The following is a 21,471-nucleotide window of genomic DNA, read 5'->3' on the forward strand; positions in this document are numbered from 1 at the left end:
TTAATAAAAACGCGCTTACTTTAAACGGTAGCGCGTTTTTTAATGTATTAAATACTTTACCATTAAACCTACAAACAAAGTTACACTTACGCTAAGTAGTGTGCCTAACATTACGTATTCGGTGAGCTTTTTATCTTTACTGGCGCTTAAATCGCCAAACCTAAAGACCGACTTAGCCGCTAATAAAAATCCAACACCTGCAAATTGATCGAGTAAAATAAAGCTCAGCATTAACACGCGCTCCAACATGCCAATACTTTGCCCTGCAAGTACTAAGCTGCCTTTACTGCTAAAGTTACCCGTTAAACGCTCTAGCATCATTCTAATAAATACTGCACTTGGGCTTAAAATAATTAAATAACCGCACGCAACCCACAGCACATTTGGGTTAGTGACAAGTGAATATAGGGTGTTTAAAAAGTGTGTATTATCGCTCAGCCATACGCTTAAGTAGATTATTACGGCTATGTGGGCAAATTGATCCATTAAAAAGGGCACGACACCTTTGCTTGAGTAAGATTTGGCTATATCAATTGCGTAATGACTAAGCATAATAACGGCGGTTGCTATTACAACACTGCTAATTTGTTGCCAGCCATAAGTGTATTCCCACGCGCTAATAATTATTGCGCTAGTGACCCCATGAACCAATACATGAAAATACAGTTTAGTTGCCTTGAAGTGGCGGGAGTTTCTGTCGTTAACCCAGCTCATAGGTTGCCAGTAAAAATCAGCCAATAAATGGCCAATAATTAGGGCTACGAGTAAAAGCGAAAAAGCCATTAGCATCTCCTTTGATTTATATTTTTTATAATGTTGCTCGCATGCTCTAAAAATCGTTCGATAAGTTGGTAATGGGCTAAATTAAGTAGCTTAGTTACGTTTTCTCTGCTGGTTTTAAGATCTTTTGCTAAAGCTGCATGGCTATTATCTGTACTGGTTAAATAGGCGTACAAAGCATTGGCTTGTTTTTGTGTTATTTTAGTGAGGAGTACATCAGCAAAGGCTAAATTAAGGTTTAAACTTTCATGGATGTTTTGAGGAGGCGTATTAAATAAAAACCGTTGATTGGCTATTTTATCAAGGCCATGACCCGAAAGAGTAAATGCTGAACCTGTAGCTGTTTTTATATCATTGCGCGGGTTATCTATTTCCCCAATAGCCATACTTTGTCTGACTTCGTACCCTGATGCCTTCAAATATAAATAAATTAAAACGGCATGCTTAAACAAATACTCAGGGTTATTTATTTGTAATTGAAAAGAGTCGCCTCGATAAATATTCCAAAGTGTACTCTCGCCCGATACACAACGTAAACTTTGCTCTAGCTCATAAAGCATGGCATCGTATTGCTGTTTAGGAATAGTTTGCGATTTAATAATATCGCCGCTGATCACACCAATCATAACAATCCAAATTAGTTACTTTTTTAAATGTAACCAAAAATGGTTACATAGCGTTATGTAACTAATTTAGGTTACTTAAAAGCAAATAGCAAGGTACACTGAGTTTAAATTATTTCGCTATGGCTATTATTCTAACTAGGGCATTACATGACTTCATTTAACTCGCAGCAAAACATTAAACCGCGTGTAGGTGTATTTGTTGACGTACAAAATATTTATTACACGTGTAGAGAAAGCTATAGCAAAAACTTTGATTACAATGCTTTTTGGCGAGTTATCCAGGAGCAGTACGAAATAGATTGTGCGTTTGCTTACGCTATTTATCGTGGAGATGAAAAGCAAAATCAGTTTCAAAATATTTTGAGAGCGATTGGGTTTGAGGTAAAACTAAAGCCGTTTATTCAGCGCCGAGATGGCAGTGCAAAAGGCGACTGGGATGTAGGCATAACGATAGATATGTTAGAGCATGGAAAAAATCTCGATAAAGTAATTTTGCTATCGGGCGATGGCGATTTTGCACTGTTACTTGCGCATTTAAAAAATCAATATAATGTGCCGTGTGATGTTTATGGAGCAGATAAGTTAACCGCTGAAGTACTCAAACAAAGTGCGGAGCAGTTTCATTTGATTGATGATAATTTATTACTTTAAAGCTTACAAAAAAGAGGCTAAGTGCCTGCAACATGAGAGTTTTTAATACAGAGCCTATATAGTTTAATATAGGCTTTATTGTTGCTGTAATAAATTGGGTTTGCTCGTCGGTTATGTTAATTTTAAGCGATGACGAGTAATTAAGGATTTACATGCTCAACTACAGTGATATGCCACTTGATAGATGCTCCAATGTGCGAAAAGACCCAATATGGCTCAAAGGTCAATTGTCGTCGCAAAGCGTGTGGCTTTTGGTAAAAAACAACGAGACATTATTTATTAAAAATACGCCTCAAATAAAGTTTTTACCGTACGAGAAAATTGCACAGCTAAACTTAACCAATGCGCTATTTTTAGGCTTAAACACCACACAGCAGGGGGTGTTTGCCCTAGATGTATCTACTATTGATGACACAACACTTACCCCCATAATAAGTGGCGCAGAGTTTATGGATATTCGTAAGCAGGGGCCGCTTATTGATATAAAAGAGGGGTCTATGGCTGCGCTTGCCCGCGGGTTGTGTTATTGGCATGCAACGCATCGTTTTTGTGGACGTTGCGGCAGTAAAAACCACTTAGTTGAAGCGGGACATTCGCGTTTATGTGAAAACGAGCGCTGTAAACACCCTACTTTTCCTCGTACCGATCCTGCGGTAATTATGGTTGTAACTAAAACGTTTGCCGATGGCATTGAGCGATGTTTGCTTGGCCGCCAAGCAGTGTGGCCTACAGGAATGTATTCGTCATTAGCCGGCTTTGTAGACCCAGGTGAAACTTTAGAGCAAGCTGTTGCCCGTGAGGTAAAAGAAGAGGCAGGGATTGACGTTGATGACGTAACCTATGTAGCGTCTCAGCCATGGCCATTTCCTTCATCTATCATGCTTGGTTTTTTTGCTAAGGCAACGTCTGAGCAAATTAACGTAGATAAAGACGAACTTGACGATGCTAAGTGGTTTAGCCGTGAAGATTTGGCAAACTTTGGTAATTGGCATGACGAAGGAGAGCATTTAAAACTTCCTCGTACTGATTCTATTTCTCGCTATTTAATTGAACATTGGCGTACTAATCCATAAGGAATAACCATGTCGAGTGACAGTAATAAAAATACTCAGCTTGTGTCATCTGGGCGCAAAAAAGCTTACACCCATGGTGTAGTAAACCCCGTTGTGCAGCGCGCATCAACGGTGGTATTTGATTCGGTTGCAGAACTTAAAGAAGCAGCGAAGAAGCGTGGCGATAAAACCCTTTTTTATGGGCGTCGTGGCACTACCACCCATTTTGCATTACAAGAAGCCATTACCGATTTAGAAGGCGGTGAAGGGTGTGCGCTTTATCCGTGTGGGGCAGCTGCAATTAGCCAAGCGTTATTGTCGTTTTTAAAAAGTGGTGACCATATTTTAATGGTTGATAACGCGTATGAGCCTACTCGCGATTTTTGCGATAAAATTTTAGCAGGGCTAGGAATTACCACTACTTATTACCCGCCAACAGTTGGTGCAGGCATAAAAGATTATATTAAGCCAAACACCAAGGTGTTATTTTTAGAATCGCCAGGCTCCATAACGATGGAAATTCAAGACGTACCAGCCATGGTAAACGTAGCCAAAGAACATAACGTTATGACCATGCTGGATAATACTTATGGAAACGGCCTTCATTACCGACCGCTTGAGCATGGCGTCGATATTAGTATTCAAGCGGCAACAAAGTACATTGTTGGTCATTCAGATGTAATGATGGGAGTTGCAGTGGCAAATAAAAAATATTGGCCAACCCTTCGCGAACATTCTTACTTACTAGGTCAGTGTACAAGTGCTGACGATGCATACTTAGCATTACGCGGTTTACGCACGATGAGCGTGCGTTTAAATCAGCATGAAAAGGCGGCATTAGAGGTGGCAAAATGGCTTGAGCAACATGAGTTAGTTGATCATATTCGCCATCCTGCATTTGAAAGCTGCCCCGGGCATGCGTTTTTTAAGCGCGATTTTGATGGTAGTAATGGGTTGTTTTCAATTGTTATGAAAACAGGGAATCAAAAAGCGATAGATGAATTTTTAGATAGCCTTCAGCATTTTAAAATGGGTTTTTCGTGGGGTGGCTTTGAAAGTTTAGTTACCGCTAACTTAACAATGAAAGGATTGCGTTCAACCACCGGGTGGGATTTGGGACCGGTTATTAGATTGCATATTGGCCTTGAAGATATCGACGACTTACTAGCCGATTTAAGCCAAGCGCTTGAGGTATACAAGCAGCATTTATAATTACGCGCTAGTTACATTTTAATGGTTTGTTACAAAGCTCACTCTTCGTGGGCTTTTTTTTGCTGGTAATTCAAGGTGTTTACACTTAGGGTAGTTATATTAGGCTTTGAACTAAAGCATGAGCAACGTCATTAAGGATAGTCAATGGCAACACCATTACCAATAAACGTAGGGCGATTAACGCAAATTGCGGGATTTGAGCTTGTACGTATGTTTTTAACTAAACGTGGGCTTATAGCACTTGCAGCATTTGCACTCGTTTGGTTAATTATTTTACGCTACCCGATAGGGCAAGCTGTGAGCATTATTAGCTCCCCAAACTTTGAGCAAATAGCTCGTGATATTTCAGGCTCAATTGGCTTGAGTAAACTTCTTGATTGGCCTGAAGCTGAGTTTGCTATGTATTGGCTAATTGCTTTGTACAGTTTTCCTGTGTTTAGTTTATTTATTTGTAGTGACCAAACAGTGGGTGACAGAGAGCGCGGTACACTGAGGTTTTTATCATTACGTTCAACCCGATTTGAAATTTTGTTTGGCCGGTTTATAGGGCAATTAGCTGTATTAACGTGTTTGGTCGCAATTACTCTTGTGGCTACATTAGCGGTATTAGGGTATCGCGATCCGAGTTTGTTGGTAGGGGGCGTTGGCCGCGCTGTGTCGATATTTTCAATTCTTATAGTTACATTTGCACCATTTGTGGCGTTAATGACTTTAATTAATACTTTTGCACGTTCATCGCGGTTATCAATTGTACTCGCTATTTTATATTTTACAGCGGGTGGAATTGTAGTGGGTTTACTACAGTGGCAAATACCGGCATTAAGCGTGCTAGATTATTTATTCCCGGGTGTACAAATAGAGCAACTCGCCGGTCAAAACCTGCCATTATTGAGTGCCGTGGGAATACCACTTGTACAAACTGCTGTGTTAATGGCAGTGGCTCAACGTATTTTTGCAAGGAGCTCACTATGAATCCACTAATTACAGGGCGTAATTTAAGTAAGTCGTATGGGTCTAAACTTGCGCTTAATAATGTGAACTTTGAAATTGAGCAAGGTGCTCCTGTTGCTCTTGTTGGCCCAAATGGTGCGGGTAAAACGACATTATTTAGTTTGTTATGCGGCTATATAGCGCCCAGCAATGGTGAGCTTGAAATACTTGGCCATAAACCCGGCAGTGCCGCCTTATTTAATAAGGTCAGTGCTTTACCACAAGATGCGCAGCTCGATCCGCGTTTTAATATAGATAAACAACTTGCTTTTTACGCCAAATTACAAGGTATGAGTACCAAGCAAAGCCAAACAGAAGCATTACGCGTGCTTGATTTAGTTGGGCTGCGTGAAATTGCTAAAAACCGTGCAGGTGATTTATCTCATGGTATGCGCAAACGTGTAACTATAGCGCAGGCTCTTATTGGTTCGCCGCTAATTGTTATGCTAGATGAGGCAACCGCAGGACTTGATCCTATTCATGCCAGAGAAGTACGTGAGTTGGTGTCAACGTTGAGCTCTGAAGCAACCTTTATTTTAAGTTCGCACGATTTAACTGAGCTTGAGCGGTTATGTTCCCAAGTGCTGCATTTAGATAAAGGCGTATTGAGTGAGCACCAAACAAAAGTAAATCAAACCGACAAACACTTTTACACATTAATGCTAAACGAGATGTATGAAAACGTTGAGCAACAGTTACAGTTACTCAATGGTGTAAGCTCTGTTTATATGAGCCAACACAAAGAGTATGTTATTGAATACACACAATCTGAGCAGGCACTTGATATTGCACTATTACAGTTTTGCCACCAACATAATTGGCAATACAGGCAATTGGTTAATGGCCATACATTAGAAAATCAAATTTTTAAACAGGAGAAAGTATAATGGGTTTATTAAGCGGATTAATGGGTAACGCAAGCGAAGTTGATGATTCTGATTTAGAAAAAGTACTCGCTAATACATTAATTGAGGGTGAGCACGTCGAAAAAGCCTATAAAGTTATTCGCGATATGTTCATTTTTACTAATAAGCGCTTAATTTTAATTGATAAGCAAGGTGTAACTGGTTCTAAAATGGAAATGGTGAGTATTGCTTACTCTAAAATTACCAAGTTTAGCAAAGAGAGTGCAGGGCACTTTGATTTGGATGCTGAACTTAAAATTTGGATTGGCTCTGACCCAACGCCACTTACAAAAGAGTTTAAAGCAGGCGATAACATTAATGAGGTTTATAGAGTAATTAGCCAACACGCTCTATAATTGTACAACTACTTTAAGTAGTTGTTGACTAAATGTTGCAACTACTTTAATTTTACAGTTTCTTACACCTCCTTACAATTAACTCAACAAATACAATGGTTTAATTAAGTTTTCATTCAGTTTCCCGGCGTTAGCATATGCCCACTTTAGTAATTTAGCTAAAGCATAAAACGCAATGTACATAGGGAAGTCTTACAATGAAAAAATTAGCAGTTATTATTTCAAGCATTTTATTATCTAGCACTGCGGCTGCTGCAGACAGCTATAACTCAATCAGTAACTTAAGTTACAAAGACAGCGACAATAACGATACCGTTGCTGTAGATTCTATTTATTACTTATCACCTAAAAAAACATTAGGCCCGTACGACCAATTTGAATACATTAATAAACAAAGCAACATTTACGGCGCATACGCTGATGACGACTTTAGCGATACAACGTTAGTTGGTGGTGAGTACTTTATTAATGAATTTGTTATTGGTGCATCATACACAAACCTTGATGTTGGCAATCATAACGAAGCATATACAATTTCAGGCGGTTACTTTTTTAACCCAGATTTGCTTGCAAAAGTGACGCTAGTTGAAAATAAAGATGGCGAAGACTTCGCTTTATTCGATTTAGCGTATAACCATATGCTTAACAGTACCGATTACATTGGTGTAACTGTTACTGCGGATGATGATTTTGATTACCGCGCCGTTGCTGCTAAATACTTTATTGATTTACAGCAAGGTAACTACTTAACATTTGAAGGTAAATACGAAAGCATTGATGATGCTGAAAACCAATGGGTGGCAGAAACGAATTACTATTTCTCAAAAGCGACCTCTGTATTTGCAAGCTACGATAAACAAGATACCTACAGCTTTGGTGCTCAGCACTTCATTAACAAAAATATTGGCCTTAAAGTAGGTTACGAGAACAATGCCGATGACTCTGATAATGATGCTTACTTTGCAAACATGCGTTTTCAGTTTTAATTAATAACACAATTTAAGTTTTCAGCTTAATTAAAATATAAGCCCGCTCATGCAGCGGGCTTTTGTATTGATAAGGCTTATACGTTTTATTTGTTAGTTGCTTTACACATACCAAAATTAATAATTACAGACTAGTTTATCCTTTATTCCCTAATTTACAGGCTTAGTAGGCAGCGTATTTGCAATGATTGTATTTAAACTAAGATGGGTCATACTTAGGTTATTAATTTCTAATGTTAAAGGAATGTAGGCATGTCGGTATTTATCATTTTACTGGTTGTTATGGTGGTTATTTTTGCTGTTAAAGATATCCGCTTAAACCTGATCAGTAGACCCACGTTTAAAATGTTTAAAAAAGTACTTCCACCGCTTTCGCAAACAGAGCGAGAGGCTATGGAAGCAGGCGATGTTTGGTGGGATGGAGAACTATTTAGTGGTAACCCTGATTGGAAAAAATTACACAATTTTCCAAAGCCAGAATTGAGCGAAAAAGAAAACGCATTTATGGCTAATCAGGTTGAGACCCTAATGGCGATGCTAGATGATTACCAAATAGTGCAAAAAGACAAAGACTTGCCAAAAGAAGTATGGGATTACTTAAAAAAAGAAGGTTTTTTTGCATTAATCATTCCTGAAAAGTTTGGTGGGCGAGAGTTTTCGGCTATTGCTAATTCAACCATTGTTTCAAAAATTTCGACTAAGAGTTTAACTGCGGCGGTTACAGTAATGGTGCCAAATAGTTTAGGGCCGGGTGAGCTATTGCTGCATTACGGTACTAAAGAGCAACAAGACCGCTGGTTACCAACGCTTGCTAATGGTGAAGATGTTCCATGTTTTGCACTTACAGGCCCAGAAGCAGGCTCTGATGCCGGTAGCATTCCAGACTCTGGCGTTGTTTGTAAAGGAGAGCACAATGGTGAAGAAGTAATTGGCCTACGTTTAAACTGGTCAAAACGTTACATTACCCTTGCACCCGTTGCTACAGTATTAGGCCTTGCTTTTAAAATGTATGACCCCGATGGTTTATTAGGAGACGAAAAAGAGCTTGGTATTACGTGCGCACTTATTCCAACCGATCACCCAGGAGTTAAAACAGGTGAGCGCCATTACCCACTTAATATGGCATTTATGAACGGTACAACTTATGGTGAAGACGTGTTTATTCCGCTTGACTGGATTATTGGTGGGCAAGAGTGTGCGGGGCGTGGATGGCGCATGCTGGTGGAGTGTTTAAGTGCAGGGCGTGGTATTTCGCTGCCGGCTTTAAGTGCTGCAACCGGTCACCTAGCGGCTAAAATGACTTCAGCATATGCCGTAGTTCGCCAGCAATTTGGTGTATCTATTGGGCAATTTGAAGGTGTGCAAGAAGCGCTTGCTCGCATTGGTGGCTTAACTTACACGCTAGAGTCATGTCGATTAATGACGGCTGGCGCAATCGATTTAAAGCTTAGCCCTTCGGTTGTCACTGCTATTGCCAAATACCATATGACTGAAATGGGTCGTACAGTCATGAATGATGCGATGGATATTCATTCAGGCAAAGGCATTCAGGTGGGGCCAAATAACTATTTGGCACATGGTTATATGGGAATACCGGTGTCTATTACGGTAGAAGGCGCAAATATTTTAACTCGAAATTTAATGATATTTGGCCAAGGAGCAACCCGTTGTCATCCCTTTGTTCTAAAAGAAATGGAGGCCGCTGCACTTGAAGACGACGATGCTGCTTTGAATCAATTTGATGGTTTATTAATGAACCATATATTATTTGCGATAAGTAATGCCAGCATGGCTTTTATACATGGTTTAACACGTAGTTACTTTGCAAAAGCGCCTGTTGGCGGCGAAACAGCAGTTTACTACAAGCACCTAAGCAGAATGAGCAGAGGCTTGGCTATTTGTACCGACGTAGCCATGTTAATGTTAGGTGGTGAGCTTAAACGCAAAGAGATGATATCTGCCCGATTAGGCGACGTATTGAGCCAGTTGTATTTAGCTTCTACGGTTTTAAAACGCTACGAAGACGAAGGTCGTCAACAAGCAGACTTACCTTTTGTTAAATATGCGATAGAAACATCGTTATTTGAAATTGGCCAAGCGTTTGATGGTTTTTTCAAAAATTTCTCAAACCCAATTATTAATTTTGTGCTTAAGCGTATTGTATTTCCAATTGGTAATCATTACGAAAAACCAAGCGATGAAATTGCACAACGTATTTGCGAGCATATGACACAACCAGGTGTGTTTAGAAATCGCTTAACTCATTTGTGTTATGTAGATGAAAACGCAGGTACAGGGGTAATGGAAAATGCATTTTTAGCTATGCACGATATGCAGGCTCAATTCAAAGATTTAAAACAATGGCAGCGCAAGGGTAATATTCCTGCAACGCTCGATATTGAAGGTGCGATTAACTTTGCATTAGACAATGATTTAGTAACGCAAACCGATGCCGATGCTATGCACCATGCTAATAAGCTACGTAAGCAAGCAATAGCGGTTGATAACTTTCAGCAAGGCGAGTTGTAGCTAATTATTTGAACCGTAAATAAAAAAGGCCTTACATGTGTAAGGCCTTTTTTTAATATAATGATTAACGTGCGTATGGGTCTGCAACTATTTTGTCGATATACCATTTACCTTTTTTACGTAGCATTTTTACGCTACGCATGTCATCTATTTTGTTACCGTTTAAATAACCGGTGAAAATAAGATTTATTTTAGCATTGTCACCATACTGTTCGCGTACACTCATATTGGTCATATCGACTTCAATAATAACTTCATCGTACTGCATGTTAACTAAGTTACGAGTAAATTGTTTAGCTGTACCGTACGACTTCATGATTCGCGTAAGGTTGGGTGTTGCCATGGTTGTTGCTTTTTGAAGGTCTTGCTGATTGTACAAGGCATCAAAGTAGGCTGTTGCAGTGTCACCGGGTGAATCGCCAAGTTTTTTTACATCATCGCCACAGGCAACTAAAAACAAACACAGAATAAGGCTGACTAAATAGGTTATTTTTTTCATGTTAATTCTTGTTGGTTAGTTTTATTTAAGTGTGTGGTGAATTAGCTAATATGTAAAGACATGGAAGGTAAATAAAAAGATATTGCAGAGTAAATAATAAAAAAGGATGCCTAGGCATCCTTTCAAAAAATGGTTAGCTATGATTATTGAACAAGCTCTTGGTCACTAAATTCCTCATCAAATAGCGGGCTTGATAAGTAACGTTCAGTGGCACTTGGTAAAATAACAACAATATTTTTGTCGGCATTTTCTGGTTTTTCAGCAATACGTTTTGCTGCCACTACAGCAGCGCCCGATGAAATACCCACTAGTATACCTTCTTTTTTCATTAGCTCATGTGCCATAGCAATTGCATCTTCGTTAGATACTTGCTCTGCAGCATCTATTAGGCTCATGTCTAGGTTTCCAGGGATAAATCCTGCGCCAATACCTTGGATTTTATGTGGCCCTGGCTTAACTTCTTCACCGGCGAGTGTTTGGCTGATCACTGGCGAATTAGTTGGCTCAACAGCAATAGACTTAACATTTAGACCTTTCTCTGTTTTAAGGTAGCGACTAACACCTGTTATAGTCCCGCCAGTACCTACGCCTGCTACAAAGTAATCTACTTTTCCGTCAAGAGCATCAAAAATTTCTGGACCTGTAGTCTCAAAGTGTATTTTTGGGTTTGCTGGATTCTCAAACTGCTGTAGCAAGATATACTTTTCAGGATCGGTGGCTTGAATCTCTTTTGCTTTTTGGATTGCACCATTCATACCTTTAGCACCGTCTGTAAGCACAAGATTAGCACCCAACGCTTTTAAAAGTTTACGACGCTCTAAGCTCATAGTGTTAGGCATAGTAAGCGTTAGTTTATAACCACGTGCTGCGGCAACGAAGGCCAATGCAATACCTGTATTACCTGATGTAGGCTCGATAAGTTCTTTACCCTCAGTTAGCTGACCTGCTTTTTCAGCCTCCCAAATCATCGATGCACCAATGCGGCATTTTATACTAAAGCTTGGGTTACGCGCTTCCACTTTAGCGAATACATTCCCACCTGTAACACGTTTAAGTTTTACCAGTGGTGTATTACCGATACTAAGTGAGTTATCTTCAAAAATAGTAGACATAATGTTCCTTTGGATACAATCTGATCAACGTGCTAATAGCCTTTGCTACTAACTATATGTTGACACTTTACTGAGAGTTTAAAAAAATAAAAGTAAAGTTTGGCTATAAGATATATCTATTGAGCTTATAACTAAGTGAAATAAAAATCTATATTAGCTGTGCCTTTTGTTATTAGGTACGCACATTAAATTTAATGATAAGACGCTTTTGTTTGTTATGTCGGCTTTTTACCTATAAATAAAATAAAGAGAAGCTTAAATATTTAAATAGGCGCAGACACTCATGCGGCCTAACGGCTAATAAATTGAGTGATTTTTGAATATGATACTTTACCGAGGTCAAATGCACTTTTTATTGATGATTATTTATGCAAACAAACTTTAGTTCAGCGGTTTTATGACACAAGCTAACCAAAACATGATAAAAACGTTTATCTAACAATAATTGAGTAATAAAAATGAAGTTAATTTTAAAGTTAATTGCCGGCATTGTGGCTGGTATATTGGTAGGCTTTTATGTGCCTTTGACAGGTGTTGAACTCTTATTTACGGTTAAAGAGTTAATTGGTCAAATTATTTCCTTCACTATTCCTCTTATTATTTTGTTTTTTATTGCTTCTGGTATTGCAGGGCTTCCTAAAGGTTCTGGCCACTTACTTGGTAAAACGGTTGGATTTGCATATAGCTCTACCGTCATTGCCGGCACGCTTGCTTTTTTATTAGTCAGTGCTGTTATCCCATTTTTAAGTGGGGGTATTACATTCGAAGCTGAAGTAGCCACGGAAATAGGCAGTTTTATTGATATAGAAATCCCACCATTAATGGGTGTGATGACTGCGCTTGCTACGGCTTTCATATTTGGTATTGGTATGAGCCAGCTTGAATTAGACACATTAAAAAAAGTATCGGATCAGGGTCGTGATGTAATAGATGCGTTATTGTCAAAAGTGATTATTCCGGCATTACCGTTTTATATTGCCGGTGTATTTGCTGAAATGACTGTAGCAGGCACAGTGGTTGATACGCTGCAAACATTTGGCGTGGTGCTCATTGCAGCCCTTGTAATGCATTGGCTATGGTTAAGTGTTCTATATATTGCAACAGGCATTTTATTGAAGCGTAATCCACTTGAATTAGTTAAAAATATGCTACCGGCTTATTTTACTGCATTAGGTACTATGTCGAGTGCAGCAACTATTCCTGTGTCGTTGCAATCAAGTAAAGCAAATAATGTTAAAGAAGACGTAGCAAACTTTACTGTACCTTTATGTGCCACCATTCATTTGTCGGGTTCAACGATTACTATTGTTACGTGTGCCATGGCCGTTATGTTTTTATCGCCAGGTATGGAAGTGCCATCGTTAATGGGCATGTTGCCATTTATATTTATGCTCGGTGTTGTGATGATTGCAGCGCCAGGCGCACCGGGTGGTGCGGTAATGTCGGCGCTTGGGCTTTTAACAAGCATGCTTGGCTTTAATGAAGGGGCTGTGGCATTAATGATTGCACTGTACTTAGCACAAGACAGCTTTGGTACGGCATGTAATGTTACCGGTGATGGTATTATTGCATTATGGGTTGACCGTTTTAGTGAAAAGTCAGCCTCTTAAATCGCTGGGCACATTGATTTCAGTACTTTTAACTTTAGTTAACGTGCCTGAGTGAGAGCGATAATATTAGTTATTGTTTCGCTTTAACTGTGTTAATGTGACAAATTAAATTATTTAGACGTGTGTAGTTGAGTTAATGAGGGTATTGCATTGATTAATGTACTTTTAGTTGATGATCATGAACTAGTACGAACTGGGATCAGACGCATATTAGATGATGTGCGTGGGTTTAAAGTTGTAGGTGAAGCAAAAGACGGTGAAGCCGCTGTTCAGTTTTGCCGACAGCACACACCTAATATTGTACTTATGGATATGAATATGCCTGGCATGGGTGGATTAGAGGCAACTAAAAAGATTTGTCGCTATTGCCCAGATGTAAAAATTATCGTTCTTACTGTTAATTGCGAAGACCCATTTCCGTCTAAAGTAATGCAAATTGGTGCACACGGCTTTCTTACCAAAGGAGCTGGTTCTGATGAAATGGTTCGTGCTATTCGTTCAGTTCATGCTGGTCAACGCTACATTGCGCCTGAAATTGCACAACAAATAGCACTGGCACAGGTTACTGGTCGTACAGACGAAAATCCGTTTCAGAGTTTATCAGAGCGCGAACTTCAAATAATGCTTATGATCACCAAAGGTGAAAAAGCACAAGATATTGCAGAGCGCTTAAACCTCAGTTCTAAAACAGTTAATAGCTATCGTTACCGAATGTTTGAAAAATTGAATGTAGGTGGCGATGTTGAACTTACACATTTAGCTATTCGTCATAAGATGATTGACATAGACGTGTCGTACTAACCCTTTTATATGTCTGAATTTGATCACGTACATTTTTTAAAAACGCTATCAAGCGAGCCCGGTGTTTACCGCATGCTTGATAGTGATAACCAAGTTATTTATGTTGGTAAAGCTAAACAATTAAAAAAACGCGTAAGCAGTTACTTTAGATCCAACATTACCGACAGCAAAACCCGTGTTTTAGTCAGTAACATTAATGATATTGAAGTCACACTGACCAACACCGAAACCGAAGCGCTACTGCTCGAAAATAACCTCATAAAAAAATATCAGCCTCGTTATAATATTCTACTGCGAGATGATAAGTCTTACCCCTATATTTTATTAACGAACCATAAGCATCCGCGGTTAGCGTTCCATAGAGGGAGCCGCAAAATAAAAGGTGAGTATTTTGGTCCATTTCCGAGTGCAGGCGCGGTCTCGGAAAGTTTGCGTTTAATGCAAAAAATATTTCCCGTTCGTCAATGCGAAGATGCTTATTATCGTGCCCGAAGTCGCCCTTGTTTACAGTATCAGCTCAAGCGTTGCTCTGCGCCATGCGTTAACAAAGTTACCGAGCAAGACTACAGTGAACAAGTTGACTATGTTCGTAAATTTTTGACGGGTAAATCGGATGAAGTCATTGCCGAACTAATAAAAAAAATGGAAGCGGCCAGTGCGGAGCTCAACTTTGAGCTTGCCGCAAAAGTACGTGATCAAATAATGCTACTGCGTAAAATGCAGGAGCAACAATCTATTTCGGGTAATTTTGCAGAAATGGATGTGGTGGGCTTCGCGCATTTAAATGGATTAAACGGCATACATTTATTGATGATTCGCGATCATAAAGTACTAGGCAGTAAAACGTACTTTCCAAAAGTACCAAAAGATTCAAGCGAGCAAGAAATTTTAACTTCATTCTTAGGTCAATATTATTTAGCACCAGGTGCAACAGGACGCATTGCTAAAGAAATTATACTCCCGTTTGAAATAGAAGAGAGCAGTGCGTTAAGCGAAGCACTGACGCAAATAAGCGATCGTAAAGTGGCGCTTAAAGTGGTTACACGTGGAGAGCGTGCGCAATACCTTCAACTAGCAAATAAAAATGCGTTAAACAGTATTGCTGTCAAACAAAGTACACAAGACTCTATTAATAAACGCTATGCCCAATTAAAAGCAACATTACGCCTAGATGATATAGCGCGAATGGAATGTTTTGATATAAGCCATACTATGGGAGAAAACACGGTAGCAAGTTGCGTTGTTTTCGATTCGCAAGGCCCAAATACAAAAGAATACAGGCGCTATAATGTAACCGGTATAACCGGTGGTGATGATTATGCAGCCATGGAGTTTGCTTTAAATAAGCGTTACAACAAATTAGTGGATGAAGACAAAATCCCCGATGTAATATTTATTGATGGCGGTAAAGGACAGTTAGGGCGTGCAGAGCAATATTTTTCTAATTGGTCTCATTCTAAAATGCCTCTGCTAGTCGGGGTTGCAAAAGGAACGAGCCGTAAACCTGGCCTAGAAACATTACTCATAGATGGGGGGCGTAAAACAATTCCGATGGATTCTGATGCGCCTGCACTTCACCTAATACAACATATACGAGATGAATCTCACCGTTTTGCAATAGCTGGGCATCGTAATAAGCGCCAAAAACAGCGAACACAATCATTGTTGGAAGAAATTAATGGAGTAGGTTCTAAACGTCGCCAAACATTATTAAAATATTTAGGGGGCATGCAGGGGGTAAAAGCTGCTAATATAGAACAATTAAAGAAAGTTCCCGGGATCAGCCCTGATATGGCTGAGAAGATATTTAACCATTTACATGACAAGGGCTAGCCCTTCATGCGAATATAAAAGAAAAGACATATCCAAGTAGTTATGTGGAATATTCCAAACACACTCACAACATTTAGACTTTTTCTTATCCCCATTTTTTTGGTGATATTTTATTTGCCTTATAGCTGGGCTTTTTTTGCTGCCGCTTTTATTTTTTGGCTTGCATCAATTACCGATATACTTGATGGCTACCTTGCAAGAAAATTAGAACAATCAACGCCATTTGGAGCCTTTTTAGATCCTGTTGCAGACAAGGTAATGGTGTGTGCTGCACTTGTTGCTCTCTCTGATCAATATCAGTCAATGTATATGACTATTCCCGCACTTATTATTATTAGTCGAGAAATTGTTATATCAGCATTAAGAGAATGGATGGCTGAGCAGGGCAAGCGCGGCAATGTAGCTGTATCTAACATGGGTAAAATCAAAACTGCTGCGCAAATGTTAGCCATCATTGGTTTGATTTGGCAATATGACACCTGGATGAATTATTTAAGTTTTGGGCTACTCTATATAGCAACCTTTTTGACCTTGAGTTCTATGCTCCAATATTTGAAGGCTGCATGGAGTGAATTGACCAAAAATTAACTGTAAATGTATAATAACGCACCGTTTTAGATAAAAAACAAGCAAACAGTTCAAAACTAGCATTTTTTGTATTGACGCGTTTAATAATCTCTGTAGAATGCGTCCGTGTTGAGAGGGCATAGCCCCCAAGATAACGAAATGCGGCACTAGCTCAGTTGGTAGAGCGCGACCTTGCCAAGGTCGAGGTCACGAGTTCGAGCCTCGTGTGCCGCTCCAAGTTATCTAAGGTTATAACCCCAGTGCTGGGGCGGAATGGCAGAGTGGCCATGCACCGGATTGCAAATCCGTTTACCCCGGTTCGACTCCGGGTTCCGCCTCCAATCAACACTCCACACGCTTTAAAAAGCAAGCTCGATGCCCGAGTGGTGGAATTGGTAGACACAAGGGATTTAAAATCCCTCGCTCTTAGAGTGTGCCGGTTCAAGTCCGGCCTCGGGCACCACTTTGTGGTTTAGTTATATGCACCAACATATAACTTTTAAAATGTAATAGTAGAATTAATATGATGCGGCACTAGCTCAGTTGGTAGAGCGCGACCTTGCCAAGGTCGAGGTCACGAGTTCGAGCCTCGTGTGCCGCTCCATATTAGTTTTATCCACTTGCTTTAAATAGCAAACTCGATGCCCGAGTGGTGGAATTGGTAGACACAAGGGATTTAAAATCCCTCGACTAACAAGTCGTGCCGGTTCAAGTCCGGCCTCGGGCACCACTTTAAATTATCATACCAAGATAATTTAAAGTTGATAAATTAGTATTTTTGGCGTTAGTTCGGTTGCCAGAATGTTTGTCGCGATACAGTCGCGTACAAACGTAAAAATTACTGAAAAAGTTTAATGCGGCACTAGCTCAGTTGGTAGAGCGCGACCTTGCCAAGGTCGAGGTCACGAGTTCGAGCCTCGTGTGCCGCTCCAAATTATATGGAAGCGTTAAGGCGGAATGGCAGAGTGGCCATGCACCGGATTGCAAATCCGTTTACCCCGGTTCGACTCCGGGTTCCGCCTCCACATAATTTACTCCACGCGCTTTAATTAGCAAACTCGATGCCCGAGTGGTGGAATTGGTAGACACAAGGGATTTAAAATCCCTCGACTAACAAGTCGTGCCGGTTCAAGTCCGGCCTCGGGCACCATCTCTATATAAATCCCAAATCCCAAATTCGAAATCACAAAAACTCACACCACAAATTTTTTAATATATATTCAAATCTCATTTATCTAATCTATTTTTAATATCTCCTTAACTTTACTATTTAAAGATTTTGTCACTTAGCCTTTGCAAGGCCCAATTTTTATCGTCATTACTCTATTTCACTCAGCTCAGTTAATACCAATCCGAAATAGTACTTAATTATGTGAATCTGTATGAGTAACGCACTTGTCCATAACAAAATAAACAAATCAGAACATTAGTAATTTAATTACTCCTTTATCTATCTTTTAGTCAATCAGATATTTTCAACACGATGAGAGTAAGGTTTGCTCTTTTAAAATAAAAAAGTAGTAACTAGAGCTAGATTGAGGAAAATGTGACGTGGCTATAATAGGTTTTAAATGAGTTGTATACGCGACTCTTAAGAGCCACTTATATCGGATGAATTGTTAGTGCAGTTTGCTTTGAACCTTATAAGTAGGGTATTCGCTTAGCAAGCCTTGTATAAGCGCAACACACATTAAAATAAGTATGATTGAAAATGGGAGTGCAGTAGTTACTACACCCGATTGAAGTGCTTGTAAGGCTTGCGAGCCGCCAACCCAAAGTAACACTGCTGCTATCATACCTTCGACAGTAGCCCAAAATATACGCTGTGGCACTGGTGCATCAATTTTACCGCCAGCAGTTATGCCGTCTATCACCAGTGATCCTGAATCAGATGAAGTGATAAAAAAGACTAAAACTAAAGCAATAGAAATAATAGAAATAAAGCTAGAAAACGGTAGCTGTTCATATACCTGAAATAAAGTAACTGAAATATCAGTCAAACCATTTTGTCCAAGTGGTCCGACTTTGTCTATAACTTGTGTTATTGCCATATTGCCAAATACACCCATCCACACAAGGCTAAGCAGAGTTGGTAGACCTATAACAACAAGTAAGAACTCTCGTACGGTGCGCCCTTTAGAAACACGCGCTATAAACATACCAACAAACGGTGACCAAGATATCCACCACGCCCAATAAAATACAGTCCAAGAATGCATCCAACCTTCATCGGGCCTATTAAAAGGATTACTCAATGGTACAAAATGTTCTACGTATGCTCTCAGGGTAAGCCAAACAGCAGGGATTGAATCAGAGAATGTAAGTACGATAACAACTAACAGCAAAAAAAACGCACAAATTAAATTAACGTTGCTTAGTACTTTTACACCGCCCTCAATACCTCTAATAACAGAGAAAATAGCAATACACGTTACTAAGGCAATAACAGATATTTGAAAAGCAGTGCCATAATCGGTGCCTAATAGGTAATTTATACCACTGGTCGCTTGTTGTGCGCCAAGCCCCAGTGATGTTGCTAAACCAAATAAAGTCGACAATACCGCGAGTATATCTATGATATGCCCCATCCACCCCCATGCGCGATCAGCAAATAAGGGATAGAAAACAGAACGTATAGACAAAGGCAGGCCTGTATTAAATGCAAAAAAAGCCAAGCTTAAGCCAACTACTGCGTAAATTGCCCATCCGTGCAAACCCCAGTGCTACATAGTCGCACCTAAAGCTAATGAATGTGCTTGTGCTGAATTGGGTTCAACCCCCATAGGCATATGATACCAACCTGTATAATAAGCTGTTGGCTCTGCAACACCCCAAAATAGTAATCCAATGCCCATTCCTGCAGCAAATAACATGGCAAGCCACGATATGTAACCATGCTCTGGACGAGCTTTTACACCGCCTAAACGAATTTTACCTAAGGGAGAGAATGCCAAGATAATACAAAAGATTACAAAGGCATTAGCAAGTAACATAAAGTAACTATCGAATTGATTTATGATAACGTCTTTAGTGGAGGTTAGTGCATCGCGGGTAACAGTAGGGTCAAAAACCAAGCTAAGCAATACAAATAAAACAACTAAAAAAGCGCTTATTCCAAATACAGGGGTATGTATATCAAACCCCCATTTTTGAATATTATCTTGTCAAACTTGATAATCAGTAGTATCGATACTGTATTTTTTGTCATGTCATCCATCGGCTTTCCTTTTTTAGATACCTCTTTGTGTTCCTATACGTAGTAAATATAAAGTAGTAGTAAAAATTAATCTTAGTTTTTAATGTTGGGTAAATAAATTTTAGAACTAAAAAAGCGAGCCGGAGCTCGCTTTTTTATTTTTTATTTCCAAGCTAGAGGGTCTACCTCTTTGTCTAGTTTTGGATGTTTACTTTTATCAAACGAGGGGATTAGGCCTTTTTTACGTTGTTCGTTATAGTCTTTTGAAAGCCATACAACGACACCTGAAAGCATAAATAACGCGATTACATTAACAATAGCCATTAAACCCATAGATATATCTGCTAATGTCCAAATTAATCCGAGCTCACCTACGGCCCCAAACATAACCATTCCTAAAACGATCAGACGGAATATAAACATCCCTTTTTGGGAGTTATGTTCTAAAAACATAAGATTAGTTTCTGCATACGAGTAATTAGCAACAATAGAGGTAAAGGCAAAGAATAAAATTGCAATAGCGATAAAATATGTGCCCCAACTACCAACATGTTCTGATAATGCTGCCTGAGTCAATTCTATACCCAATACTCCTGATTCAGGAATTAATTGCTGAGATAGAAGGATAAGTGATGCAGTCGCAGTACAAATCACAATCGTGTCAATGAAAACCCCAAGCATTTGCACATAACCCTGTGAAGCAGGGTGGGGAGGGTATGGTGTTGCAGTTGCTGCAGCATTAGCAGCGCTACCCATACCCGCTTCGTTAGAGAACAAACCACGTTTAATTCCTTGGATCATCGCCTGTATTACACCATAACCTATAGCGCCAGCACCGGCTTGCTCTATTCCAAAAGCACTGTTAATTACTAACATGAATACATCAGGAAGTGAGGAAAAGTTAATAGCACAAACATAAAGCGCAACACATAAATAGGCCAAAGCCATAAAAGGCACAACCATTTCAGCAAATCGAGATATTGTTTTAAGGCCCCCAAATATGATGATCCCAGAACCAATAACTAAACAAATACCTACAATATATTTTGGGATATCAAATGCTACTTCAAAAGCGGCAGCAATAGAGTTTGACTGCACAGCATTAAATACCAGACCAAAAGCTAAAATTAAACACAGTGAGAATAAAACCCCCATCCAACGCTTACCTAGGCCGGTTTGCATATAGTAAGCTGGACCACCTCTAAAATTGCCTTCAGCATCTTTTGTCTTATAAGCTTGTGCAAGTGTACTTTCGGCAAAGCTTGTCGCCATACCAATTAATGCAATTAACCACATCCAAAAAATAGCTCCCGGGCCACCCAGATACAATGCAACAGCGACACCTGCCATATTTCCAGTACCAACTCGAGCTGCTAATGAAGTACAAAAAGCTTGAAAAGAAGAGATTTCGTTATTCCCACATTTTCGAGATCCAAACATAACCTTGAACATATGTGGAAATTGTACAAATTGAATAAAACCTAATTTAAAGGTAAAAAATAAACCCGCTGCTATTAATAAGTATACGAGAATGTGCCCCCACAAGAGACCACTTATACTATTTATTATATCTGCCATAAATACTACCTAAAGACATGCGTTAAAAAAGTGACCGCAACTTACCATAGGAATGACAAAGTGTTTAGAATAAACGACCATAAAAACAAAGTTATCAACAGGTGTTTGTGGGTAACTTGTGTTTAGGGTGTGCGCTTGCTTGGGGTGCAATTTAAATCACTTTTTTAGCTAAAAAAGGCTTGCGTTAA

At 39.5% G+C, this 21,471-nt stretch carries 17 protein-coding genes, 8 tRNA genes and 1 pseudogene; 20 read left to right on the forward strand and 6 right to left on the reverse strand.

From position 1 onward, the window contains the following. Positions 1-39: 39 nt before the first annotated feature. Together MTF67_RS09220 and MTF67_RS09225 are read right to left on the reverse strand one after the other, a co-directional pair. Positions 40-783: a DUF3307 domain-containing protein gene (locus MTF67_RS09220; RefSeq protein WP_248519344.1), complete on the reverse strand. Its 744-nt coding sequence runs from the start codon at positions 781-783 to the stop codon at positions 40-42. Continuing rightward, positions 783-1,406: a hypothetical protein gene (locus MTF67_RS09225; RefSeq protein ID WP_248519345.1), complete on the reverse strand. Its 624-nt coding sequence runs from the start codon at positions 1,404-1,406 to the stop codon at positions 783-785. The genes MTF67_RS09220 and MTF67_RS09225 overlap by 1 nt, the downstream gene beginning before the upstream one ends. Before the next feature lie 147 nt (positions 1,407-1,553). Here MTF67_RS09225 and MTF67_RS09230 point away from each other — a divergent pair, with 147 nt between their 5' ends. The 8 genes from MTF67_RS09230 to MTF67_RS09265 all read left to right on the forward strand — a co-directional run bounded on the left by MTF67_RS09230 (position 1,554) and on the right by MTF67_RS09265 (position 10,087). After that, positions 1,554-2,057 (forward strand): NYN domain-containing protein, encoded by a 504-nt coding sequence (locus MTF67_RS09230; RefSeq protein ID WP_248519346.1) that lies wholly within the window; start codon positions 1,554-1,556, stop codon positions 2,055-2,057. Positions 2,058-2,209: 152 nt separating this feature from the next. After that, positions 2,210-3,130: an NAD(+) diphosphatase gene (nudC, locus tag MTF67_RS09235; RefSeq protein WP_248519347.1), complete on the forward strand. Its 921-nt coding sequence runs from the start codon at positions 2,210-2,212 to the stop codon at positions 3,128-3,130. Positions 3,131-3,139: 9 nt separating this feature from the next. Beyond that, complete coding sequence (locus MTF67_RS09240) at positions 3,140-4,321, forward strand: cystathionine beta-lyase (RefSeq protein WP_248519348.1); 1,182 nt, start codon at positions 3,140-3,142, stop codon at positions 4,319-4,321. Between the two features lie 144 nt (positions 4,322-4,465). Beyond that, positions 4,466-5,293 carry an ABC transporter permease subunit gene (locus MTF67_RS09245; RefSeq protein ID WP_248519349.1) on the forward strand — a complete coding sequence of 276 codons (828 nt, stop codon included), beginning with the start codon at positions 4,466-4,468 and terminating at the stop codon, positions 5,291-5,293. Further along, on the forward strand, positions 5,290-6,198 hold the full coding sequence (locus tag MTF67_RS09250) for an ABC transporter ATP-binding protein (RefSeq protein WP_248519350.1): 909 nt from the start codon (positions 5,290-5,292) through the stop codon (positions 6,196-6,198). The genes MTF67_RS09245 and MTF67_RS09250 overlap by 4 nt, the downstream gene beginning before the upstream one ends. Beyond that, positions 6,198-6,572, forward strand: a complete 375-nt coding sequence (locus MTF67_RS09255; RefSeq protein ID WP_006794021.1) for a PH domain-containing protein — start codon at positions 6,198-6,200, stop codon at positions 6,570-6,572. Before MTF67_RS09250 ends, MTF67_RS09255 begins: the two co-directional genes overlap by 1 nt. A gap of 197 nt (positions 6,573-6,769) precedes the next feature. Beyond that, positions 6,770-7,558, forward strand: coding sequence for a putative porin (locus tag MTF67_RS09260; RefSeq protein ID WP_006794020.1), 789 nt, complete (start codon positions 6,770-6,772; stop codon positions 7,556-7,558). 252 nt (positions 7,559-7,810) lie between these two features. Continuing rightward, entirely contained in the window at positions 7,811-10,087 is a 2,277-nt protein-coding gene (locus tag MTF67_RS09265; protein ID WP_248519351.1) for an acyl-CoA dehydrogenase, read from the forward strand. A 64-nt stretch (positions 10,088-10,151) separates the two neighbouring features. On the opposite strand, the gene MTF67_RS09270 is transcribed toward MTF67_RS09265, so the two are convergent. Then, positions 10,152-10,586, reverse strand: coding sequence for a hypothetical protein (locus MTF67_RS09270; RefSeq protein WP_006794018.1), 435 nt, complete (start codon positions 10,584-10,586; stop codon positions 10,152-10,154). 143 nt (positions 10,587-10,729) lie between these two features. Further along, entirely contained in the window at positions 10,730-11,698 is a 969-nt protein-coding gene (gene cysK / locus MTF67_RS09275; protein WP_006794017.1) for a cysteine synthase A, read from the reverse strand. 458 nt (positions 11,699-12,156) lie between these two features. Here cysK and MTF67_RS09280 point away from each other — a divergent pair, with 458 nt between their 5' ends. The 12 genes from MTF67_RS09280 (at position 12,157) to MTF67_RS09335 (ending at position 17,659) form a co-directional block, all read left to right on the forward strand. Further along, entirely contained in the window at positions 12,157-13,308 is a 1,152-nt protein-coding gene (locus MTF67_RS09280) for a dicarboxylate/amino acid:cation symporter (RefSeq protein ID WP_006794016.1), read from the forward strand. Positions 13,309-13,458: 150 nt separating this feature from the next. Next, positions 13,459-14,109: a UvrY/SirA/GacA family response regulator transcription factor gene (gene uvrY, locus MTF67_RS09285; protein WP_006794015.1), complete on the forward strand. Its 651-nt coding sequence runs from the start codon at positions 13,459-13,461 to the stop codon at positions 14,107-14,109. A gap of 9 nt (positions 14,110-14,118) precedes the next feature. Further along, positions 14,119-15,942 carry an excinuclease ABC subunit UvrC gene (gene uvrC / locus MTF67_RS09290; protein ID WP_008132243.1) on the forward strand — a complete coding sequence of 608 codons (1,824 nt, stop codon included), beginning with the start codon at positions 14,119-14,121 and terminating at the stop codon, positions 15,940-15,942. Positions 15,943-15,984: 42 nt separating this feature from the next. Further along, entirely contained in the window at positions 15,985-16,530 is a 546-nt protein-coding gene (gene pgsA / locus MTF67_RS09295) for a CDP-diacylglycerol--glycerol-3-phosphate 3-phosphatidyltransferase (RefSeq protein WP_058429426.1), read from the forward strand. A 140-nt stretch (positions 16,531-16,670) separates the two neighbouring features. Then, positions 16,671-16,746 (forward strand) — tRNA-Gly (locus MTF67_RS09300). Between the two features lie 30 nt (positions 16,747-16,776). Next, positions 16,777-16,850 (forward strand) — tRNA-Cys (locus MTF67_RS09305). Between the two features lie 36 nt (positions 16,851-16,886). Then, positions 16,887-16,972 (forward strand) — tRNA-Leu (locus tag MTF67_RS09310). A gap of 65 nt (positions 16,973-17,037) precedes the next feature. Continuing rightward, a tRNA-Gly gene (locus MTF67_RS09315) sits at positions 17,038-17,113 on the forward strand. Between the two features lie 39 nt (positions 17,114-17,152). Next, a tRNA-Leu gene (locus MTF67_RS09320) sits at positions 17,153-17,239 on the forward strand. A gap of 126 nt (positions 17,240-17,365) precedes the next feature. Continuing rightward, a tRNA-Gly gene (locus tag MTF67_RS09325) sits at positions 17,366-17,441 on the forward strand. A 19-nt stretch (positions 17,442-17,460) separates the two neighbouring features. Further along, positions 17,461-17,534, forward strand: a tRNA-Cys gene (locus MTF67_RS09330). 38 nt (positions 17,535-17,572) lie between these two features. Next, positions 17,573-17,659: transfer RNA gene (locus MTF67_RS09335), tRNA-Leu, on the forward strand. A gap of 469 nt (positions 17,660-18,128) precedes the next feature. Here MTF67_RS09335 and MTF67_RS09340 read toward each other — a convergent pair. Then, positions 18,129-19,664, reverse strand: a pseudogene (locus tag MTF67_RS09340) (BCCT family transporter). Between the two features lie 203 nt (positions 19,665-19,867). After that, positions 19,868-21,283 carry an alanine/glycine:cation symporter family protein gene (locus MTF67_RS09345; RefSeq protein ID WP_248519352.1) on the reverse strand — a complete coding sequence of 472 codons (1,416 nt, stop codon included), beginning with the start codon at positions 21,281-21,283 and terminating at the stop codon, positions 19,868-19,870. Positions 21,284-21,471 lie beyond the last annotated feature (188 nt).

Source organism: Pseudoalteromonas sp. 2CM32C, from assembly GCF_023161925.1.
Taxonomy (GTDB): Bacteria; Pseudomonadota; Gammaproteobacteria; order Enterobacterales; family Alteromonadaceae; genus Pseudoalteromonas; species Pseudoalteromonas marina.

What these genes read in the sequence shown, in the direction of transcription:
- MTF67_RS09230 (WP_248519346.1), top strand. Translation starts at nt 1,554, where the DNA reads ATGACTTCATTTAACTCGCAGCAAAACATTAAACCGCGTGTAGGTGTA.
- nudC (WP_248519347.1), top strand. Translation starts at nt 2,210, where the DNA reads ATGCTCAACTACAGTGATATGCCACTTGATAGATGCTCCAATGTGCGA.
- MTF67_RS09245 (WP_248519349.1), top strand. Translation starts at nt 4,466, where the DNA reads ATGGCAACACCATTACCAATAAACGTAGGGCGATTAACGCAAATTGCG.
- MTF67_RS09265 (WP_248519351.1), top strand. Translation starts at nt 7,811, where the DNA reads ATGTCGGTATTTATCATTTTACTGGTTGTTATGGTGGTTATTTTTGCT.
- cysK (WP_006794017.1), bottom strand. Translation starts at nt 11,698, where the DNA reads ATGTCTACTATTTTTGAAGATAACTCACTTAGTATCGGTAATACACCA.
- uvrC (WP_008132243.1), top strand. Translation starts at nt 14,119, where the DNA reads ATGTCTGAATTTGATCACGTACATTTTTTAAAAACGCTATCAAGCGAG.
- MTF67_RS09255 (WP_006794021.1), top strand. Translation starts at nt 6,198, where the DNA reads ATGGGTTTATTAAGCGGATTAATGGGTAACGCAAGCGAAGTTGATGAT.
- MTF67_RS09280 (WP_006794016.1), top strand. Translation starts at nt 12,157, where the DNA reads ATGAAGTTAATTTTAAAGTTAATTGCCGGCATTGTGGCTGGTATATTG.
- MTF67_RS09345 (WP_248519352.1), bottom strand. Translation starts at nt 21,283, where the DNA reads ATGGCAGATATAATAAATAGTATAAGTGGTCTCTTGTGGGGGCACATT.
- MTF67_RS09270 (WP_006794018.1), bottom strand. Translation starts at nt 10,586, where the DNA reads ATGAAAAAAATAACCTATTTAGTCAGCCTTATTCTGTGTTTGTTTTTA.
- pgsA (WP_058429426.1), top strand. Translation starts at nt 15,985, where the DNA reads ATGTGGAATATTCCAAACACACTCACAACATTTAGACTTTTTCTTATC.
- MTF67_RS09260 (WP_006794020.1), top strand. Translation starts at nt 6,770, where the DNA reads ATGAAAAAATTAGCAGTTATTATTTCAAGCATTTTATTATCTAGCACT.
- MTF67_RS09240 (WP_248519348.1), top strand. Translation starts at nt 3,140, where the DNA reads ATGTCGAGTGACAGTAATAAAAATACTCAGCTTGTGTCATCTGGGCGC.
- MTF67_RS09225 (WP_248519345.1), bottom strand. Translation starts at nt 1,406, where the DNA reads ATGATTGGTGTGATCAGCGGCGATATTATTAAATCGCAAACTATTCCT.
- MTF67_RS09250 (WP_248519350.1), top strand. Translation starts at nt 5,290, where the DNA reads ATGAATCCACTAATTACAGGGCGTAATTTAAGTAAGTCGTATGGGTCT.
- MTF67_RS09220 (WP_248519344.1), bottom strand. Translation starts at nt 783, where the DNA reads ATGGCTTTTTCGCTTTTACTCGTAGCCCTAATTATTGGCCATTTATTG.